The organism is uncultured Sphingosinicella sp., assembly GCF_963974575.1.
Lineage (GTDB): Bacteria > Pseudomonadota > Alphaproteobacteria > Sphingomonadales > Sphingomonadaceae > Sphingosinicella.
In genome coordinates, this window is sequence record NZ_CAXBBQ010000004.1 from 98,671 (window position 1) to 114,545 (window position 15,875).

At 65.4% G+C, this 15,875-nt stretch carries 17 protein-coding genes and 1 pseudogene; 6 read left to right on the forward strand and 12 right to left on the reverse strand.

What is annotated here, in order from left to right:
• The first annotated feature begins 332 nt into the window (after positions 1–332).
• Positions 333–1,277, forward strand: a pseudogene (locus AAC014_RS08380) (aldo/keto reductase).
• Here the strand turns inward: AAC014_RS08380 and sdhA are convergent.
• The 5 genes from sdhA to AAC014_RS08405 form a co-directional block, all read right to left on the reverse strand.
• Positions 1,274–3,076: a succinate dehydrogenase flavoprotein subunit gene (gene sdhA, locus AAC014_RS08385; protein ID WP_339706841.1), complete on the reverse strand. Its 1,803-nt coding sequence runs from the start codon at positions 3,074–3,076 to the stop codon at positions 1,274–1,276. The pseudogene AAC014_RS08380 and the gene sdhA overlap by 4 nt on opposite strands.
• 14 nt (positions 3,077–3,090) lie before the next feature.
• Positions 3,091–3,468 (reverse strand): succinate dehydrogenase, hydrophobic membrane anchor protein, encoded by a 378-nt coding sequence (gene sdhD / locus AAC014_RS08390; RefSeq protein ID WP_339706844.1) that lies wholly within the window; start codon positions 3,466–3,468, stop codon positions 3,091–3,093.
• 11 nt (positions 3,469–3,479) lie between these two features.
• Entirely contained in the window at positions 3,480–3,866 is a 387-nt protein-coding gene (gene sdhC / locus AAC014_RS08395; RefSeq protein WP_339706847.1) for a succinate dehydrogenase, cytochrome b556 subunit, read from the reverse strand.
• Between the two features lie 100 nt (positions 3,867–3,966).
• Positions 3,967–4,326: a DUF6285 domain-containing protein gene (locus AAC014_RS08400; RefSeq protein ID WP_339706850.1), complete on the reverse strand. Its 360-nt coding sequence runs from the start codon at positions 4,324–4,326 to the stop codon at positions 3,967–3,969.
• 3 nt (positions 4,327–4,329) lie between these two features.
• The gene (locus tag AAC014_RS08405) at positions 4,330–5,340 is read right to left on the reverse strand and encodes a phosphotransferase family protein (protein WP_339706853.1); all 1,011 of its coding nucleotides are present in this window, start codon (positions 5,338–5,340) and stop codon (positions 4,330–4,332) included.
• Between the two features lie 131 nt (positions 5,341–5,471).
• Here AAC014_RS08405 and AAC014_RS08410 point away from each other — a divergent pair, with 131 nt between their 5' ends.
• Positions 5,472–6,800, forward strand: a complete 1,329-nt coding sequence (locus AAC014_RS08410; RefSeq protein WP_339706856.1) for a methyl-accepting chemotaxis protein — start codon at positions 5,472–5,474, stop codon at positions 6,798–6,800.
• Between the two features lie 54 nt (positions 6,801–6,854).
• On the forward strand, positions 6,855–7,568 hold the full coding sequence (locus tag AAC014_RS08415) for an SDR family oxidoreductase (RefSeq protein ID WP_339706858.1): 714 nt from the start codon (positions 6,855–6,857) through the stop codon (positions 7,566–7,568).
• Between the two features lie 3 nt (positions 7,569–7,571).
• Here the strand turns inward: AAC014_RS08415 and AAC014_RS08420 are convergent, their stop codons facing one another.
• The gene (locus AAC014_RS08420; RefSeq protein ID WP_339706860.1) at positions 7,572–8,543 is read right to left on the reverse strand and encodes an NADPH:quinone oxidoreductase family protein; all 972 of its coding nucleotides are present in this window, start codon (positions 8,541–8,543) and stop codon (positions 7,572–7,574) included.
• A 76-nt stretch (positions 8,544–8,619) separates the two neighbouring features.
• Between AAC014_RS08420 and AAC014_RS08425 the strand changes: the two genes are divergently transcribed.
• Positions 8,620–9,651, forward strand: a complete 1,032-nt coding sequence (locus tag AAC014_RS08425; RefSeq protein WP_339706862.1) for a 2-dehydropantoate 2-reductase — start codon at positions 8,620–8,622, stop codon at positions 9,649–9,651.
• On the opposite strand, the gene AAC014_RS08430 is transcribed toward AAC014_RS08425, so the two are convergent.
• Both AAC014_RS08430 and AAC014_RS08435 read right to left on the reverse strand, forming a co-directional pair.
• Complete coding sequence (locus AAC014_RS08430; protein ID WP_339706865.1) at positions 9,621–10,523, reverse strand: hydrogen peroxide-inducible genes activator; 903 nt, start codon at positions 10,521–10,523, stop codon at positions 9,621–9,623. The genes AAC014_RS08425 and AAC014_RS08430 overlap by 31 nt on opposite strands.
• A gap of 135 nt (positions 10,524–10,658) precedes the next feature.
• The gene (locus AAC014_RS08435) at positions 10,659–11,402 is read right to left on the reverse strand and encodes a sulfite exporter TauE/SafE family protein (protein ID WP_339706868.1); all 744 of its coding nucleotides are present in this window, start codon (positions 11,400–11,402) and stop codon (positions 10,659–10,661) included.
• Positions 11,403–11,603: 201 nt separating this feature from the next.
• Here AAC014_RS08435 and epsC point away from each other — a divergent pair, with 201 nt between their 5' ends.
• Together epsC and AAC014_RS08445 are read left to right on the forward strand one after the other, a co-directional pair.
• Entirely contained in the window at positions 11,604–12,302 is a 699-nt protein-coding gene (gene epsC / locus AAC014_RS08440; RefSeq protein WP_339706871.1) for a serine O-acetyltransferase EpsC, read from the forward strand.
• Complete coding sequence (locus AAC014_RS08445) at positions 12,299–12,640, forward strand: DUF2794 domain-containing protein (RefSeq protein ID WP_339706874.1); 342 nt, start codon at positions 12,299–12,301, stop codon at positions 12,638–12,640. Before epsC ends, AAC014_RS08445 begins: the two co-directional genes overlap by 4 nt.
• On the opposite strand, the gene AAC014_RS08450 is transcribed toward AAC014_RS08445, so the two are convergent.
• From AAC014_RS08450 to pstB, 4 genes are all read right to left on the reverse strand, one after another.
• Positions 12,637–13,545 carry an SDR family NAD(P)-dependent oxidoreductase gene (locus AAC014_RS08450; protein ID WP_339706877.1) on the reverse strand — a complete coding sequence of 303 codons (909 nt, stop codon included), beginning with the start codon at positions 13,543–13,545 and terminating at the stop codon, positions 12,637–12,639. The genes AAC014_RS08445 and AAC014_RS08450 overlap by 4 nt on opposite strands.
• 65 nt (positions 13,546–13,610) lie before the next feature.
• Positions 13,611–14,318 (reverse strand): phosphate regulon transcriptional regulator PhoB, encoded by a 708-nt coding sequence (gene phoB / locus AAC014_RS08455; protein WP_339706880.1) that lies wholly within the window; start codon positions 14,316–14,318, stop codon positions 13,611–13,613.
• Positions 14,319–14,322: 4 nt separating this feature from the next.
• Positions 14,323–15,057: a phosphate signaling complex protein PhoU gene (phoU, locus tag AAC014_RS08460; RefSeq protein ID WP_339706883.1), complete on the reverse strand. Its 735-nt coding sequence runs from the start codon at positions 15,055–15,057 to the stop codon at positions 14,323–14,325.
• A gap of 14 nt (positions 15,058–15,071) precedes the next feature.
• Positions 15,072–15,872, reverse strand: a complete 801-nt coding sequence (gene pstB / locus AAC014_RS08465) for a phosphate ABC transporter ATP-binding protein PstB (RefSeq protein WP_339707855.1) — start codon at positions 15,870–15,872, stop codon at positions 15,072–15,074.
• Positions 15,873–15,875: the final 3 nt, after the last annotated feature.

Genomic DNA, 15,875 nt, shown 5'->3' on the forward strand with positions numbered 1-15,875 from the left:
AGACAGCCACTTCCTTGACCTCTTCGGCCCGCGCTGCAAACTCGTCAGCGAGCGATTCATGGATTTTGCGCACGGACGGAGCAGCGGCTCGGGTGGCCATCTCACGACATTCAGTCTCCCTCCGCAGGAGATATTCGCGCACTTCTGGGGCGGGCATAGGACTCTCCTGATACCACAGCTTTTGCTGCGGGGCCGAGCGGTTCGGGAATGAGTCGCTGGTATACGCGGCTTATACCACAGGCTGCGGGGTGTGCCGAATCAGGACAGATTTGAAGAGGTTGCAGTCGGAACGACAACGCGGGATGCTCGACGCCTTGCGACAGGAGACCCGAATGAAACAGCGCACGCTTGGCACCAGCGGCCTTTCGGTCGCCCCCATCATGCTCGGCGGCAACGTCTTCGGCTGGACGGCCGACAAGAAGACGAGCTTCGCCGTGCTCGACGCCTTCGCCGAGGGAGGCGGCAATTTTATCGATACGGCAGACGTTTATTCCGCATGGGTCCCCGGCAACAGCGGCGGCGAATCAGAAACGCTCATCGGAACATGGCTGCAGGCGCGTGGCCGGCGCGATCAGACGGTGATCGCCACATAGGTCGGGATGCTGGACGGCAAAGGCGGCAAGGGATTGAAGGCAAGCCGCATCGCGGCGGCGTGCGAAGCCTCGTTGAAGCGCCTGCAAACCGATGTGATCGACGTTTATTTCGCGCACAAGGACGATCCTGAGACGCCGCTGGAAGAGACGATGGGCGCGTTCGATGCGCTGGTAAAGGCGGACAAGGTGCGCGCGATCGGCGCCTCGAACTATAGCCCGGCGCGGCTCGCCGAAGCGCTGGCGATCAGCGACCGGAACGGCTGGGCGCGCTTCACCGTGCTGCAACCCCAATACAACCTGTTGAAACGCGACGAATATGAAGGCGCGTTGCAGCAGATCGCAATCGACGAGATGATCGGCGTGGTGCCCTACTACGGGCTGGCGAGCGGTTATCTCTCCGGCAAATACCGGACGCCCGCCGACCTTTCCGGCGCACGCGCGGGCGCTGTGAAAAAATGGATGGAAGGCAAAGGCCCTGCCGTCCTCGCCGCGCTGGATACAGTCGCCGCTGAGACGGGCGCCAGCCTGGCCGCCATAGCGCTTGCTTGGGTGAAAGAGCAGCCGGGCATCACCGCCCCCATCGCCAGCGCGAGCAGGCCGGAGCAGGTCGCGGACCTGATGACGGCCGCAACGCTGACGCTAACCCCGGATCAACTGAGCCGCCTGGCGGTGGCGGGGCGTTAGTAAACGCGCGCCTTCGGCTTGATGTATTCGATCTCGTCCGTGAGCGTGTAGGTATGCACCGGGCGGTAATCGAGCTTGACGCCGCCGCCCTTGCCGCCCCAGCCGTCGAACCATGAGATCGTGTGCCGCATGAAGTTCTCGTCGTCGCGGTTCGGATAGTCCTCGTGCATGTGCGCGCCGCGGCTTTCCTTGCGGTTGGCGGCGCCGTGGATCGTCACCATCGCTTGGCTGACGAGGTTGTCCAGCTCCAGCGTTTCGAGGAGATCGGTGTTCCAGACGAGGCCCTTGTCGGTAACGCGGATGTCCTGCACGCGCTCGTAGGTCTTCGTGAGCTTGCCGATGCCTTCCTGGAGCAGCTCGTCGGTGCGGAACACCGCGCAGTGCGCCTGCATGGTCTTCTGCATTTCGAGGCGGACCTCCGCGGTGGGCGAGCCGCCCGCCGCATTGCGGAAGTGATCGAGGCGGCCGAGCGCGAGGTCGGTCGAGTCGCCCGGGAGCGGCTTGTGCGCGGTGCCGGGCTTGATGATCTCGGCGACACGGTGCGCGGTGGCGCGGCCGAAGACGACGAGATCGATGAGGCTGTTGGAGCCAAGGCGGTTGGCGCCGTGGACGGAGACGCACGCCGCCTCACCCACCGCGAACAGGCCGGGGACGACCGTATCCGGGTTGCCATCCTTCAAGGTGACGACCTCGCCGTGATAGTTCGTGGGGATGCCGCCCATGTTGTAGTGGACGGTAGGCACCACGGGGAGCGGCTGGCGCGTCAGGTCGACGCCGGCGAAGATCTTGCCGGTCTCGGTGATGCCGGGCAGGCGCTCGTGCAGGATCTTGGCGTCGATGTGGTTGAGGTGAAGGTAGATATGGTCCTTCTCCTTGCCGACACCCCGGCCTTCGCGGATTTCCATCGCCATCGATCGCGAGACCACGTCGCGGCTGGCGAGGTCCTTCGCGGACGGCGCATAGCGTTCCATGAAGCGCTCGCCCTCGGAGTTGGTGAGGTAGCCGCCCTCGCCGCGCGCGCCCTCGGTGATGAGGACGCCCGCGCCGTAGATGCCGGTCGGGTGGAACTGCACGAATTCCATGTCCTGCAACGGCAAACCCGCACGCAGCACCATGCCGCCGCCGTCACCCGTGCAGGTGTGCGCGGAGGTGGCGGAGAAATACGCACGGCCGTAGCCGCCCGTCGCGAGCACGACGCTGTGCGAGCGGAAGCGGTGGATGGTGCCGTCTTCCATGCACATGGCGATGACGCCCCGGCACTCACCGTTTTCCATGATGAGATCGAGCGCGAAGTATTCGATGAAGAAGTCCGCGCTGTAGCGCAGCGACTGCTGGTAAAGCGCGTGCAGCATGGCGTGGCCGGTGCGATCGGCAGCGGCGCACGTGCGCTGCGCGGGTGGGCCGGCGCCCATGTTCTGCATCATGCCGCCGAACGGGCGCTGATAGATCTTGCCCTCGGCAGTGCGGCTGAACGGCACACCCGCGTGCTCCAGCTCGTAAACGGCGGCGGGTGCTTCGCGGCAGAGATATTCGATCGCGTCCTGATCGCCGAGCCAATCCGACCCCTTCACGGTGTCGTACATGTGCCAGGTCCAGTGATCCGGCCCCATGTTGCCGAGCGAAGCGGCGATGCCGCCCTGCGCCGCGACCGTGTGCGAGCGCGTGGGGAACACCTTGGTGATGCAGGCGGTCTTGAGACCGGCCTCGGCAATGCCCATCGTGGCGCGCAGGCCCGAGCCGCCGGCGCCGACGACGACGGCATCATAGGTGTGATCGATGATCTGATAGCTGCTGGTCATGCGTATTCAGTCCGTCAGGCGCCGAGCGCGATCTTGAGAATGGAGAAGACGCCGACGAGACCGCCGGCAACAGCGAAGGCATTGAGCGCAAGGAGCGTCGCGACCTTGGTGCCTTCGTGCAGATAGTCTTCGATCAGAACCTGAAGACCAAGCCGCAAGTGCCAGAAAACACTCACCACGAACAGGATGAGCGGCACCGCCACGAGTGGCTGCGCCATCCAGTCCGTCACCGTCTGGTAGCCGAGGTCGGGCAGGCGCACGAGCGACACGATGAACCAGACGACGAGCAGCAGGTTCGCAATCGCGGTGACACGCTGCAGCCACCAGTGATGCACGCCGGACTTCGCCGCGCCGAGGCCGCGCACGCGGCCGATTTCGGTTCCACGTCCCATGGGTCGGCTCCTCAGACGTACAGGATGATTGCCCAGGTGATCGCGGTGAGCGTCAGCGAGGCAAGGATGGTGAGGATGGCGGTCAGCTTCGACGTGGCGAGGTCGTAGCCCCAGCCGGTGTCCATCGCGAGGTGGCGTATGCCCGACATCATGTGCTGGTAGACAGCCCACGTCAGCGCGACGAGGATCGTGATGCCCACCCAGCCGGAAGCAATCGACAGGAATGTCTCGTAAGCCTCAGGGCCGGTCGCGGCGGCAACCAGCCACCACAGGAACAGCAGCGTGCCGCCGATGGCGAGGCCGTCGCCCGTGGCGCGGTGCAGGATCGAAACCAGCATATGGACGCGCCAGCGCCAGATGCCGAGGTGCGGTGAAAGCGGCCGGTTCACGGATGCCACGCTTTTATCCCCAGTTGAGTGCCCTTTTCACGGGTGCTTTTAGGGCGCACGGCGAGTCGTGCAACTCTTATGCTTGCGAACGATTCTCAACTATGCCGATTCAGGCGCCGCGAAGCCGCTGCAGTGTCGGAAAGCGCGGGTTATCAACGGCGAGACGCGCTGTGACGCCAGCCTCCAGCGCATCGAGAAGCCCCGGCGTCTCCACCGTCCACGCACCTGAACGGATGCGCGCGCAAGCGGCGGCCACACGTTCGCCGCGCGGGACATCGGGCAGCAACGCGCCGAGAGCCTCTGCTTCAACATCATCGGGTTGTTCGCGCAGTTCGCGGACAGCGATGGCAAGCGCATTGGCAGCGACCTTGGCGTGAAAGGCCATGCGGCCCGAGAGTTCGCCTTCCGCCTCTTTCAGGAAGGCGGCTGCGGCTTCGACAAGGTCGGCGGCTTCGATTCTGGACCGCATCGCTTAAAGCGCTCCGTGTTTCAGCATGTAGAGAATATCGGCCTCGGTCTCCGAGACACGGCGGGCAATCGCGGCGCGCTCCACAGAGGCGACCTCGCCTGAAAGATGCGCGGCGCCCATCTGCATACACATCACGCCCCAGCGCAGCGAGCCCAGCATTTCGAACGCGAGGACGAGACCCCGGTCCACCGGTCTGCCCCCGGCCGCTTCATACGCCGCGTAAAACGCCTCGCGCTCCGCGAAGCCGCCAACGGGCATCTGCGCCTGCCCAAAGCGCCACGTGTTGGTGGAAAGCCAGCCGATATCGAGCAGCGGATGGCCGATGTGCGCGAGTTCCCAGTCGACGACCGCCGCCAGCCCGGTATCGCCGACGATAAAATTGCCCGAACGGAAATCGCCGTGGACGAGTGCAAGGTCCCCATCGTCCGGCAAGCGATCGGCCAGCACGGCAAACGCCAGCTCAAAGACGGGCACGGCCCCGTCGCAGCGGTCGTAGGTCTCGCGAAGCGCGCGAAGCTGCGCCTGCGGTGTCAGCACCGGAAGCCGAAGATCCGCGACAGCCTCGGCACCGATCGCATGAATGCGCGCGAGCGATTCCGCGCAATCGGCGAGCATCGCCGCACGCGCCTCCGCATAGCTATCGTTGCGCAGCCAACGCGGCGCGAGCGCCTCGCCCTCCACGAATGCCATCACGAAGCCTTCACCGAGCCCGTCCTGCGGCGTCAGCACGGCGACCACCTCGGCAACGCGGACGCCAGCCTTCCCGGCGCGTGTCTGCACCGCCGCCTGCACCGCCCGCGACATGCCGTCCGCCGCCTGGCCGGGCGGCGTCACCTGCAGGATGAGCCGCCATGTCTGGCCCTCGCGAACGGCATCGACCGCATAGGTCAGCGAATTGGCGCCTCCCGAAAGCGGGATCACCGCCTCCACATCGACCTGGCCGGAAACGGCCCGCTCGAGCACACGGGCAAGGCGTGCGCGCGCTGCCCCCGGATCGGTCCTGTCTTGTTCCATTATGGACACGGTAGCGCCTCCACACTGCACCGCAACTGCACGATCTAACGGGGCGTTAACCCCGATCGGCTACATCGTTTCGCACTCGACACACATATTTCCGCGAAAAGCAGGCAACAGAACCCAAACGCATGATCGACAACGAAACGGTCTCCTGGCGGGAGCGGCTCCGCTCTTATCGCATCACCGACGAGGACCAGCGCCTGATGCCCGAGCTATGGCACGCGCTGGAGCCGGTCGCGCCACAAATGGCGCAGGCGTTCTGGGAAGTCTTCGGGCCTTCGGCGGGCGCAGGCGATGACCTGACGCCCGAACACAAAAACATCATGATCGAGAACAGCGTCGCCTACACGCGGCAGAACCTCACCGACCCGCTTGATGCCGCGTGGATGGAGCGCGTGGCGCTGCACGGCAACGGCGTGTTCGCGGCGGGCGCCAAGAGTCACGAGGCGGTGGGCGCGTTCAGCTGCGCTTACGACGTCGCCTACGAGCATTTGCCGCACGTGATCGAGGATCGCTCGAAACTCGGCAAGATGCTGCGCGTGCTTTCCAAGATCTGCGAGCTTGAAGTGGACCTCGTGCTGACGCGCGTGCTGGTGCTGCGCGACAAGCAGCGCACCGACGAGATACATGCCTACAGCGAAAAGTTCCGCACACTGATCGCAAGCGCCGTCGAGCGCACCTCGCAGCGCTCCGCCGCCGTGCGCACCCAGTCCGCGACCGCCGCGATCAAGGCGCGCGACATGCTTTCGAAATCCGCCGAGGTGGCCGCCGCCGCCGAGCAATCGGCGATGGCGATGCGGCAGGCCGCTGAAACAGCTGCCGGCCTTATCCGCACGATCGAAGAAACCCGCGCGGAAGTGGATGGCGCCGCGACCGTCGCCGACCGCGCGACGGCGCAGGCCGGCGAGGCAGTCGATTCGGTGACGCTGCTCGCCAAGCACAGTGAAACCATCGAATCGATCGTCAGCCTGATCCGCGACATCGCCGGGCAGACGAACCTCCTCGCGCTCAACGCCACGATCGAGGCCGCGCGCGCGGGGGATGCCGGGCGCGGCTTTGCCGTGGTTGCACAGGAAGTGAAATCGCTCGCCGGGCAGACCGCACGCGCCACTGACGACATCGCCAAGCAGATCGCCGCGATTCAGGCCGCGACGCAGAGCACGGTCGCCGCGAACGGATCAATCCGCGAAACGGTGGACGGCGTGCGCAAGTCCGCCGACCGCATCAAGGGCGCGATGGACAATCAGGCAGCGACGGTGACGATGATCACCGGCTCGGTCGACGAGACCGCGCTTTCGGCAGACGCCATGTCCGCCGCGATTGCCAGCATCCGTCATTCCACTGAAAGCGTCGCAAGCGAGGTGGATACGGTGCGCGTGGTCTTCGCCGAGGTGGACGAGCAGCTGACACAGCTTCAGAGCGCGGTGGGTGAGTTCATGGCGGCCATTGCTGCCTAACCCCTCTATCGGGGGTGATGACAGAGTGGCCGCGCGGCGGATAGACTCGCACGCATGTCACGTCCTCACATCTTCATCACCGGCGCCTCACGCGGCATCGGCGCTGCAACCATGGCCCTCATCCGCGAGGACGACGCGCATGTCGTCGGCCACGCCACAACGGATGGCGGCGGACTGATCGGCGCTGATCTCAGCCAGCCGGACGCGGGCCGGGCGCTCTGGAAGAGGGCACTGGAGGCGCTCGATGGGCGCATCGACGTTCTGGTGAACAACGCGGGCGTGTTCGAGGACAATCCGCTGGAGGCGAGCGACGCCGATTGGGATGCGCAGTGGGAACGCGGCCTCGCGATCAACCTGAAGGCGGCGGCGGACCTGTCGCGCGCGGCGATCCTGCACTGGCGGGAGCGTGGTAGCGGCGGGCGCATCGTCAACGTTGCGAGCCGCGCCGGGCACCGGGGCGATTCGCCCGCGCACTGGCACTATGCGGCAGCGAAGGCGGGCATGATTGCGATGACCAAGACAATCGCGCGGGCGCACGCGAACGAGGGCATTCTCGCTTATGCGGTCGCACCCGGCTTCACGATGACCGGAATGGCGGAAGACTATCTTTCGAGCCGCGGCGGCCAACAGCTTCTCGCCGACATCCCGCTCGGCCGCGTTGCCGATCCCGGCGAGGTGGCGAATGCGATCATCTACCTGGCGCTGAAGGCGCCCGCCGCGATGACAGGCGCGACGCTCGACATCAACGGCGCGAGCTACGTGCGTTGACCGTCAGGCCTCGATAAGCACCTTGCCCATCGCCTTGCGGTCCATCATCCAGCGGATCGCCTCGGCGCCATCGTCCAGGCTGAAACGCCGGGAGATGTGCGGGTGCAGCTTGCCCTCGCCCAGCCACTGGATCAGCTCGGCCATGTTCGCGGCGTGCACCTTCGGCTCGCGCATCGTGAACGCGCCCCAGAACACGCCGACGATCGACGCGCCCTTGATGAGCGCGAGGTTGAGCGGGAGCTTCGGGATCTCTCCGCCCGCGAAGCCGACGACGAGGTAGCGGCCGTTCCAGCCGATCGAGCGGAAGGCGGGCTCGGCGAACTTGTCCCCCACGGGGTCATAAATCACGTCCGGCCCGGCGCCGCAGGTGCGCTTGATGCCATCGCGGAGATCTTCGGTGGAGTAGTTGATCGTCTCGTCAGCACCGTATTCGCGGCAGAGCGCGAGCTTCTCGTCAGACGAGGCCGCGGCAACGACCTTCGCGCCCATCACCTTGCCGAGTTCAACCGCCGCGAGCCCGACACCGCCCGCCGCGCCGAGGACGAGCAGCGTTTCGCCGGGCTGGATGTTCGCGCGCTGCTTCAGCGCGTGGTGGGAGGTCGCGTAGGTCATGGTGAAGCCCGCAGCGATGTCCAGCGGCATCGAATCGGGGAGCGGCACGGCCTTCGAAGCTTCCGCGATGAGATATTCGGCGAAACCGCCCGTTCCGGTCATCGCGAGCACGCGATCGCCGGGCTTCAGATGCGTGACCCCCTCGCCCACCGCATCGACCGTGCCCGCCACTTCACCACCCGGCGAGAACGGCAGCGGCGGTTTGAACTGGTAGAGGTTCTGGATGATGAGCACGTCCGGGAAGTTCACACCCGCGGCGGCAACGCGAATGCGCACCTCGCCCTTGCCGGGCTCCGGCGTCGGGACCTCGCGCACGACCAGCTTTTCCGGTGGCCCGTGCTCCACACAAAGCAGCGCCTTCATAATCTGTCCCTTTCACGATCCGCAGGTTGCCATTCGGCGTTCACTCGGCACAATAACCGCATGAAGGGTGGGGACAATGCACGACAAAGATAGGCTCACCGTCGCCGTGATGGGCGCCGGGCTCATCGGCTGCTACATCGGCGGCGCGCTTGCGGCGGGCGGCGCGCGGGTGACGCTGATCGGCCGGCCGACCTATATGGACGCCATCCGCGAGAACGGCCTGCGCATTTCCGATGCCAGCGGGCGTGATACGCTCGTTCCCGCCTCCGACGTCACGTTGACGGAAAGTCCGGCTGCAGCGGCGGGGGCGGATATGGTGCTCATTACGGTGAAGAGCGACGCGACGGCGGAGGCAGCCGCAGCGCTCGCGCCATACCTCGCGGCGGGAACGCCGGTGCTTTCGCTCCAGAACGGCGCGGACAATGTTGCTGCTATCGCCGCCGCGTTGCCCGAAGCGCGCGCCTTTGCAGGCATGGTGCCTTTCAACGTCGCCGGGCGCGGACCCGCCCATTTCCATCAGGCGACGGGCAGCCCGATCCAGATCGATGCCGATCCGGCGCTCGACAGGTTCGCCGACGTCCTTGCCGCAGGTGGGCTTCCGCCTGTGCGCAGCGGCGACATGGAAGGCGTGCTGTGGGGCAAGCTGCTTGTGAACCTCAACAACGCGATCAACGCGCTCTCCGGAAAGACGCTGGCGCAGCAGTTCGCCGACCGCGACTATCGGCGCGCGTGGGCGCTTTCGATGCGGGAAGGGCTCGGGCTCGTGAAGGCGGCGGGGATTCGTCCGGCGAGCGTGCTACCGCTCCCCATCGAGCGGATGCCGCTCCTGCTGTCGCTGCCGGATTTCCTCTACCGGCGCATCGCCGCGCGGCAGAAAACCACGGTGGACCGGCACGCCCGCTCATCGATGGCGGACGATCTCGCGCGCGGGCGGCGTACCGAGGTCGACCACCTGAACGGCGCCGTCGTGCGGCTGGCCGCAAGGCTGGGGCGCAAGGCGCCCGTGAACGCGAAGCTCGTTGAACTGGTCCGCAAGGCGGAATCGGGCGCGCCGCCGATCCCCGGCCGCGAACTGCGTCAGACGCTCGCGGCGTCGACGAGGGCCTGAGCGAGCAGGCGGAACTCTTCCTCGCGCGGGCTCGATTTCCGCCAGACAAGCGCGATCTCGCGGAACGGCTTTTCGCCGTCGATCGGCCGCGTCTCAACGTCGGTGCCGTTGAGGATGCCCGCCTTCAGCGCCATATCGGGCACCAGCGTGGTGCCGAGACGGTTATCGACCATCTGGATGAGTGTGTGCAGGGAAGTGCCGACAACCGACGTTTCCGCGCGATACTCCGGGCGTCCGCAGGCGGCGAGCGCGTGCTCCTTGAGGCAGTGCCCGTCCTCCAGCAACAACAGCCGGTCGGTATCGATGTCCTGGGGATGAATCACCTTGCCGGCACCGTGGATATCGTCCTTGTGCGCGGCGATGTGGAAATAGTCGCGGAACAGCTTCACACTCGCCACGTCGCCGCAGGGAAACGGCAGCGCGAGCAGCACGCAGTCCACCTGCCCTCGCCCCAGCGCATCGCACACCGAGGCACTCGTCTCCTCGCGCAGATAGAGCTTGAGATCGGGCCAGGAGGCGCGCAGGCGCGGTAGCGCCTTCGGCAGGAAGAACGGCGCGATCGTGGGGATCACGCCCATGCGGATTTCGCCCGTCAGCGGCCTCGCTTCGGCCTGCGCCAGCGCGGCGAGGTCTTCGGCCTCGCGCAGCACGAGGATCGCCTTGCGCGCGATCTTCTCACCGAGCGGCGTAAAGCGCACGACACGCCGCGTGCGCTCGACAAGCGCGGCATCGAGCAGCGTCTCGAGCTCGCGGATGCCTGAAGAGAGCGTCGATTGAGTGACGAAGCAGGCGTCGGCCGCGCGGCCGAAGTGCTGGTGCTCGTGAAGCGCCGCAAGGTACTGGAGTTGCTTGAGCGTAGGCAAAAACGTCATCGGCTTTTTCGATCAGTCTGACCAAATTTATCCATTGGCTCTCTAACGCACCAGGCCGATATACACAAGTCACTGAAGCCCCCCGCGGCCCGCCGGATCCCCCCCTCCCGGCGGGCCGCACCCGTTTTGGGGACGCTAGAAGAAGGCGCGCCAGATACCGAAGCCGCTGGTGAGCGTCAGCACGACGCCGACGATCATCAGCAGCGGACGCGGCTCGATCCTCTTCGCCAGCCACGCGCCGAACGGCGCGGCGATCACGCCGCCGATGAGCAGTCCGAGCATCGCCTTCGTGAAGAACTCGACGCCAAGCGTGAACAGGAACGTGGCCGAAACCGTGAGGGTAAGAAAAAACTCGGCGGTGTTGACCGTACCGATCGTCTTGCGGGGCGATGCGCCTTGGATCAGCAGGTTCGAGGTGACGACCGGGCCCCACCCGCCGCCGCCCGCCGCATCGAGGAAGCCGCCGGCAAGACCCAGCGGTTCGACAATACGCGGGTTCTTGATCTTTGGCGGATAGCGCCAGCTGCGCCAGATCAGCACAATGCCAATGCACGAGAGATAGGCGAGCACGATCGGGCGCGCGGCTTCGGCGGGAACCTGCGTGAGCAGGTAGGCACCAAGGATACCGCCGATCACACCGGGAATGACAAGGCGCGCGAACAGCTTCCAGTCGATGTTGCGGTGGAGCGCATGGCTGATGCCTGAAACCGCCGTGGTGAAGGTCTCCACGGTATGGACACCCGCCGACGCGGCCGCAGGCGGAACGCCGAGACTGACGAGCAGGGTCGAGGAAATAACGCCGAACGCCATGCCCAGGGCACCGTCGACGAGCTGTGCCGCGAAACCGACGGCAATAAATGACAAGAGTTCCGTCGACATTGGCGAGAGCGATCCCATCCGTGGCTATTCTCTACCACTTTGATGGCATATAGCGCCGCGCCGACAAACGAGTTTTTCTTGGCCGCGCCAAACCCTGTCCGGGCGGGCTTTCCGCACCCTCTGCGCGGGGGGCTGGCAATTCCACCCTTCGCGCCTTAGATTTGGCTGAGATCAGACCGAGCCGGGGAAGCGTTCATCGCCATGTTCGACACCTTTGTTGCCTACCTTGATTCGGTGAAGGCGCGCGACCCCTCTCCGCGCTCGCGCTGGGAAATCCTGCTGTATCCGGGCGTCCTCGCGCTCGGCCTGCACCGCGTGGCGCACTGGCTCTATCGCGGCGAGATGTTCTTCCTCGCGCGCTTCGTGAACCATCTTTCGCGTGCGCTGACCGCCATCGACATTCACCCCGGAGCGAAAATCGGCGAACGGCTGTTCATCGATCATGGCTTCGTCGTGATCGGCGAAACTGCCGAGATCGGCAACGATGTGACGATGTACCAGGGATCGACACTGGGCGGCACGAATCCGACGAACGGCGTCGCCGGCAAACGGCACCCGACGATCGGGGATGGCGTCATCATCAGTCTCGGCGCCGCCATCCTCGGCCCCATCACCGTGGGTGCGGGGGCGCGCATCGGCGCGAACGCGGTCGTGACCAAGGATGTGGCGGAGGGCGCGACGATGGTCGGCATCCCGGCACGCTCCACACTCGTCGAGGTGAAGCCGGAAACGCAGGACTTCGTGCCCTATGGCACGCCTTGCAGCGAGAAATTCGATCCGCAGACGCAGCAGCTGGAAATCCTGCGCTGCGAGGTGGAGACGCTGCGCAAGCGGCTGGCGGAGCTGACTCCGGCCGACCTCAAGCCTGCCAAGCCGGGGGCCTCCGCCCGGAAGGCATGAACAACGTCACGCCCCTTTTTGCGGGGCGTGGCCCCACCCAGGTCTTCTTTGACCGCCACGAGCTGAACCACATCATGAGCCTTTACGGCCGCATGGTCGCCGCAGGCCTCTGGCGCGACTACGCGGTGGATATGACGCGCGAAGAAGCCGTTTTTTCAGCCTTCCGCCGTGCATCGGAGCGGCCCGAGATCCGCATCGTGAAACGCCCGGAGCTGCGTACGCGGCAGGGGCAATACCTGCTGATCGGCGAGGCCGGCGCCGTACTGCGCCGGGGCCAGGAGCTGTCGCCGCTGCTCGCCCCGCTGGAGCGCAAGCTCTTGAAGCTGGTGGACGTTTAAGCCTTCAACTCGCCCAGCCGCGACAGGACGAGACTGCCCTGCTCAGCGCCGTTCGTCGGCACGGTCTCACCCGCGCGGTCGGTGATCTCTGCGATCCGCGCCGCGACGGTTTCCACCGTGCGGTCCGCCTCGGGCACCATGATGCCGTGCGTCAGCGTCACGTGCGCAGCGTGGAAACCCCCTGCCCCGGCCCCGAGGATCGTGCTCGTGGGCGCCACGTTGCTGACGAGGTAAAGCGCGGCCGGAACCACGTTTTTCGGCGCAAGAAGCCGCAGCATCTCTTCGGGCATGACATCCTCGGTCATGCGCGTGCCCGCGACCGGGAAGATCGAATTGACGTGGATATTCGACTTGGCGCCCTCAAGCGCGAGCGTCTTCATCAGGCCGACGAGACCGAGCTTCGCTGCGCCATAGTTCGCCTGCCCGAAATTGCCGTAAAGGCCGGTCGACGACGAGGTCATGAGGATGCGGCCGTAGCCGGCGTCACGCATCGCATCCCACGCCGCCTTGGTGCAGTTCACCGAGCCCATCAGGTGAACGTCGAGCACAAAGCGGAAATCGTCGAGCGTCATCTTCGCGAAGCTCTTGTCGCGCAGCACACCCGCATTGTTGATGAGGATATCGACACGACCCCAGCGCGAGAGCGTGTCGGAGACCATCGCCTCGACCGCTGGAAAATCGGTAACGCTCGCGGGGTTTGCGACCGCGGTGCCGCCCTTTGCCTCGATCTCCGCGACCACGACTTCCGCAGCCGTGGCCGACCCGCCGCTGCCGTCGCGAGCGCCGCCGAAGTCGTTGACGACGACTTTCGCGCCGCGCGCTGCCAGCTCCAGCGCGTATTCACGGCCGAGACCGCCGCCAGCGCCGGTGACGATAGCAACGCGATCCTTGAAATCGATGGTCATGCACGGCTCCCCGAAAACGAAATCGGGGACTGCCTAGCGAAGCGCCACGCCTGCGAAAACCCGTCTTATGCGACAGCTTCCCGGCGGCCGTCCGTATCGAGCGAATAACCCGCCGAGCGCACCGTGCGGATCACATCGGGCAGACCGTCAAGGTTGATCGCCTTCCGGAGACGGCGGATGTGCACATCGACGGTGCGCTGCTCGACGTAGACGTCGCGACCCCACACCGAATCCAGAAGCTGCTCGCGCGAGAAGACGCGGCCCGGATGTTCGAGGAAGTGCCGCAGCAGACGGAACTCCGTGGGGCCGAGCGCCACGGACTGTCCGTCGCGCGTGACCTTGTGCGCGGTCGTATCCATGAAGATGCCCGCGTATTCGAGGTTGCCCCCGGCAAGTGCCGGGCGCAGGCGGCGCAGCACGGCGCGGATGCGCGCGACGAGTTCGCGGGGGCTGAAGGGCTTCGTGATGTAGTCGTCGGCCCCGATTTCAAGGCCGCGAATGCGGTCCGCCTCTTCGGTGCGCGCAGTGAGCATGATGATCGGCAGGTTGGCCGTCGCCGGCTCGCGGCGCATCCGACGGCAGACTTCGATGCCGGAAAGGTTGACGATCATCCAGTCGAGAAGCACGAGATCGGGCTTCTCCTCGTCCGCGAGCACCAGCGCTTCCTCGCCGTCTTCGGTGCTGACGACCGCGAAATCTTCCTGCTCCAGATTGTACCGGATCAGCTCGACGAGGTTCGCGTCGTCCTCGACCACCAGAATCTTCGGCTTCATGTCGCTATCGCTCCTGTTCGCCTTCGACGTCTTCGCTGACCGTATAGACGGTTTCGTCGGCCTTCTGCCGATCGGTCAGATGCTCACCCGTGGCGGAATAATAAACAACCTCGGCGATGTTGGTGGCATGATCGCCGATACGCTCAAGGTTCTTGGCGATGAACAGCATGTGCGTTGAGGGCGTGATGTGATGGGGATTTTCCATCATGAACGTGAGCAGCGCCCGGAATAGACTGTTATAATATTCATCGACCGAATTGTCGCGCTTCCACACGTCGCGCGCGAGTTCGGGATCGCGGCGCGCATAGGCGTCGAGCGCGTCGTCCACCATCTGCGACACGATGCGCGCCATTTCAGGCACGATCACCATCGGACGGATCGGGGAATCCTGTGCGATCGAATTCACGCGCTTGGCATTGTTCTTGGCATAGTCGCCGATACGCTCGATCACCGCGGAAATCTTGAGCGCAGCGATCACCTCGCGAAGATCGTCGGCCAGCGGCGCGCGGCGCGCGATCGTAGCGATGGCGAGCTGCTCGACTTCGGCCTCGATCTTGTCGATGCGCGGGTCCGATTGGACGACCGCCTGCGCGGCTTCCGCATCGCGCGCAATGATGGCGGCGACCGAGCGATCGACCTGATCCTTCGCAAGCCCGCCCATCTCTCCAATGAGCAGGCGCAACTGCCGCAGATCGTCGTCGAAAGATTTGACCGTGTGCGCGGTGGGCGTGGTGTTCATGGCGTTCCTGCCTCCTAGCCGAAGCGGCCGGTAATATAGTCCTTGGTACGCTGCTCGCGCGGATTGGTGAAGATATCCGACGTATCGCCGTATTCGACGAGCGTGCCCAGATGGAAGAAGGCCGTGCGCTGGCTGACGCGCGCCGCTTGCTGCATGTTGTGCGTGACGATCACGATCGCATAGCGGCCGCGCAGGTCATCGATCAGCTCTTCGATCTTCGCGGTGGCAATGGGATCGAGCGCCGAGCACGGCTCATCCATCAGGATCACCTCGGGATCGACGGCGATGGCGCGCGCGATGCACAGGCGCTGCTGCTGGCCGCCCGAAAGCGCCGTACCGCTGTCCTGCAGCCGGTCCTTCACCTCGTTCCAGAGGCTGGCGCGCACCAGGCTCCGCTCGACGATCGTGTCGAGTTCCGCCTTGGTGGATGCAAGCCCGTGGATGCGCGGGCCGTAGGCGACGTTCTCGAAGATCGATTTGGGAAACGGGTTTGGCTTCTGGAACACCATGCCCACGCGCGCGCGAAGCTGCACGACGTCCATATCCGGCGCGTAAATGTCGTGCCCTTCCAGCTCGATACGGCCTTCGATGCGGGCCGCATCGATTGTGTCGTTCATGCGGTTGAGGCAGCGCAGGAAGGTGGACTTGCCGCAGCCCGACGGACCGATGAAAGCCGTGACGAGATCGGTGTGCACGTCGATGGAGACGCCGTTCAGCGCCTGCTTCTCGCCGTAGAAGACCTTGACGTCGCGGGCCGTCATCTTGGGCGGTGCCGACACCACCGCCTCCGCATTCGCCGTCATGGTCGCCATCATATC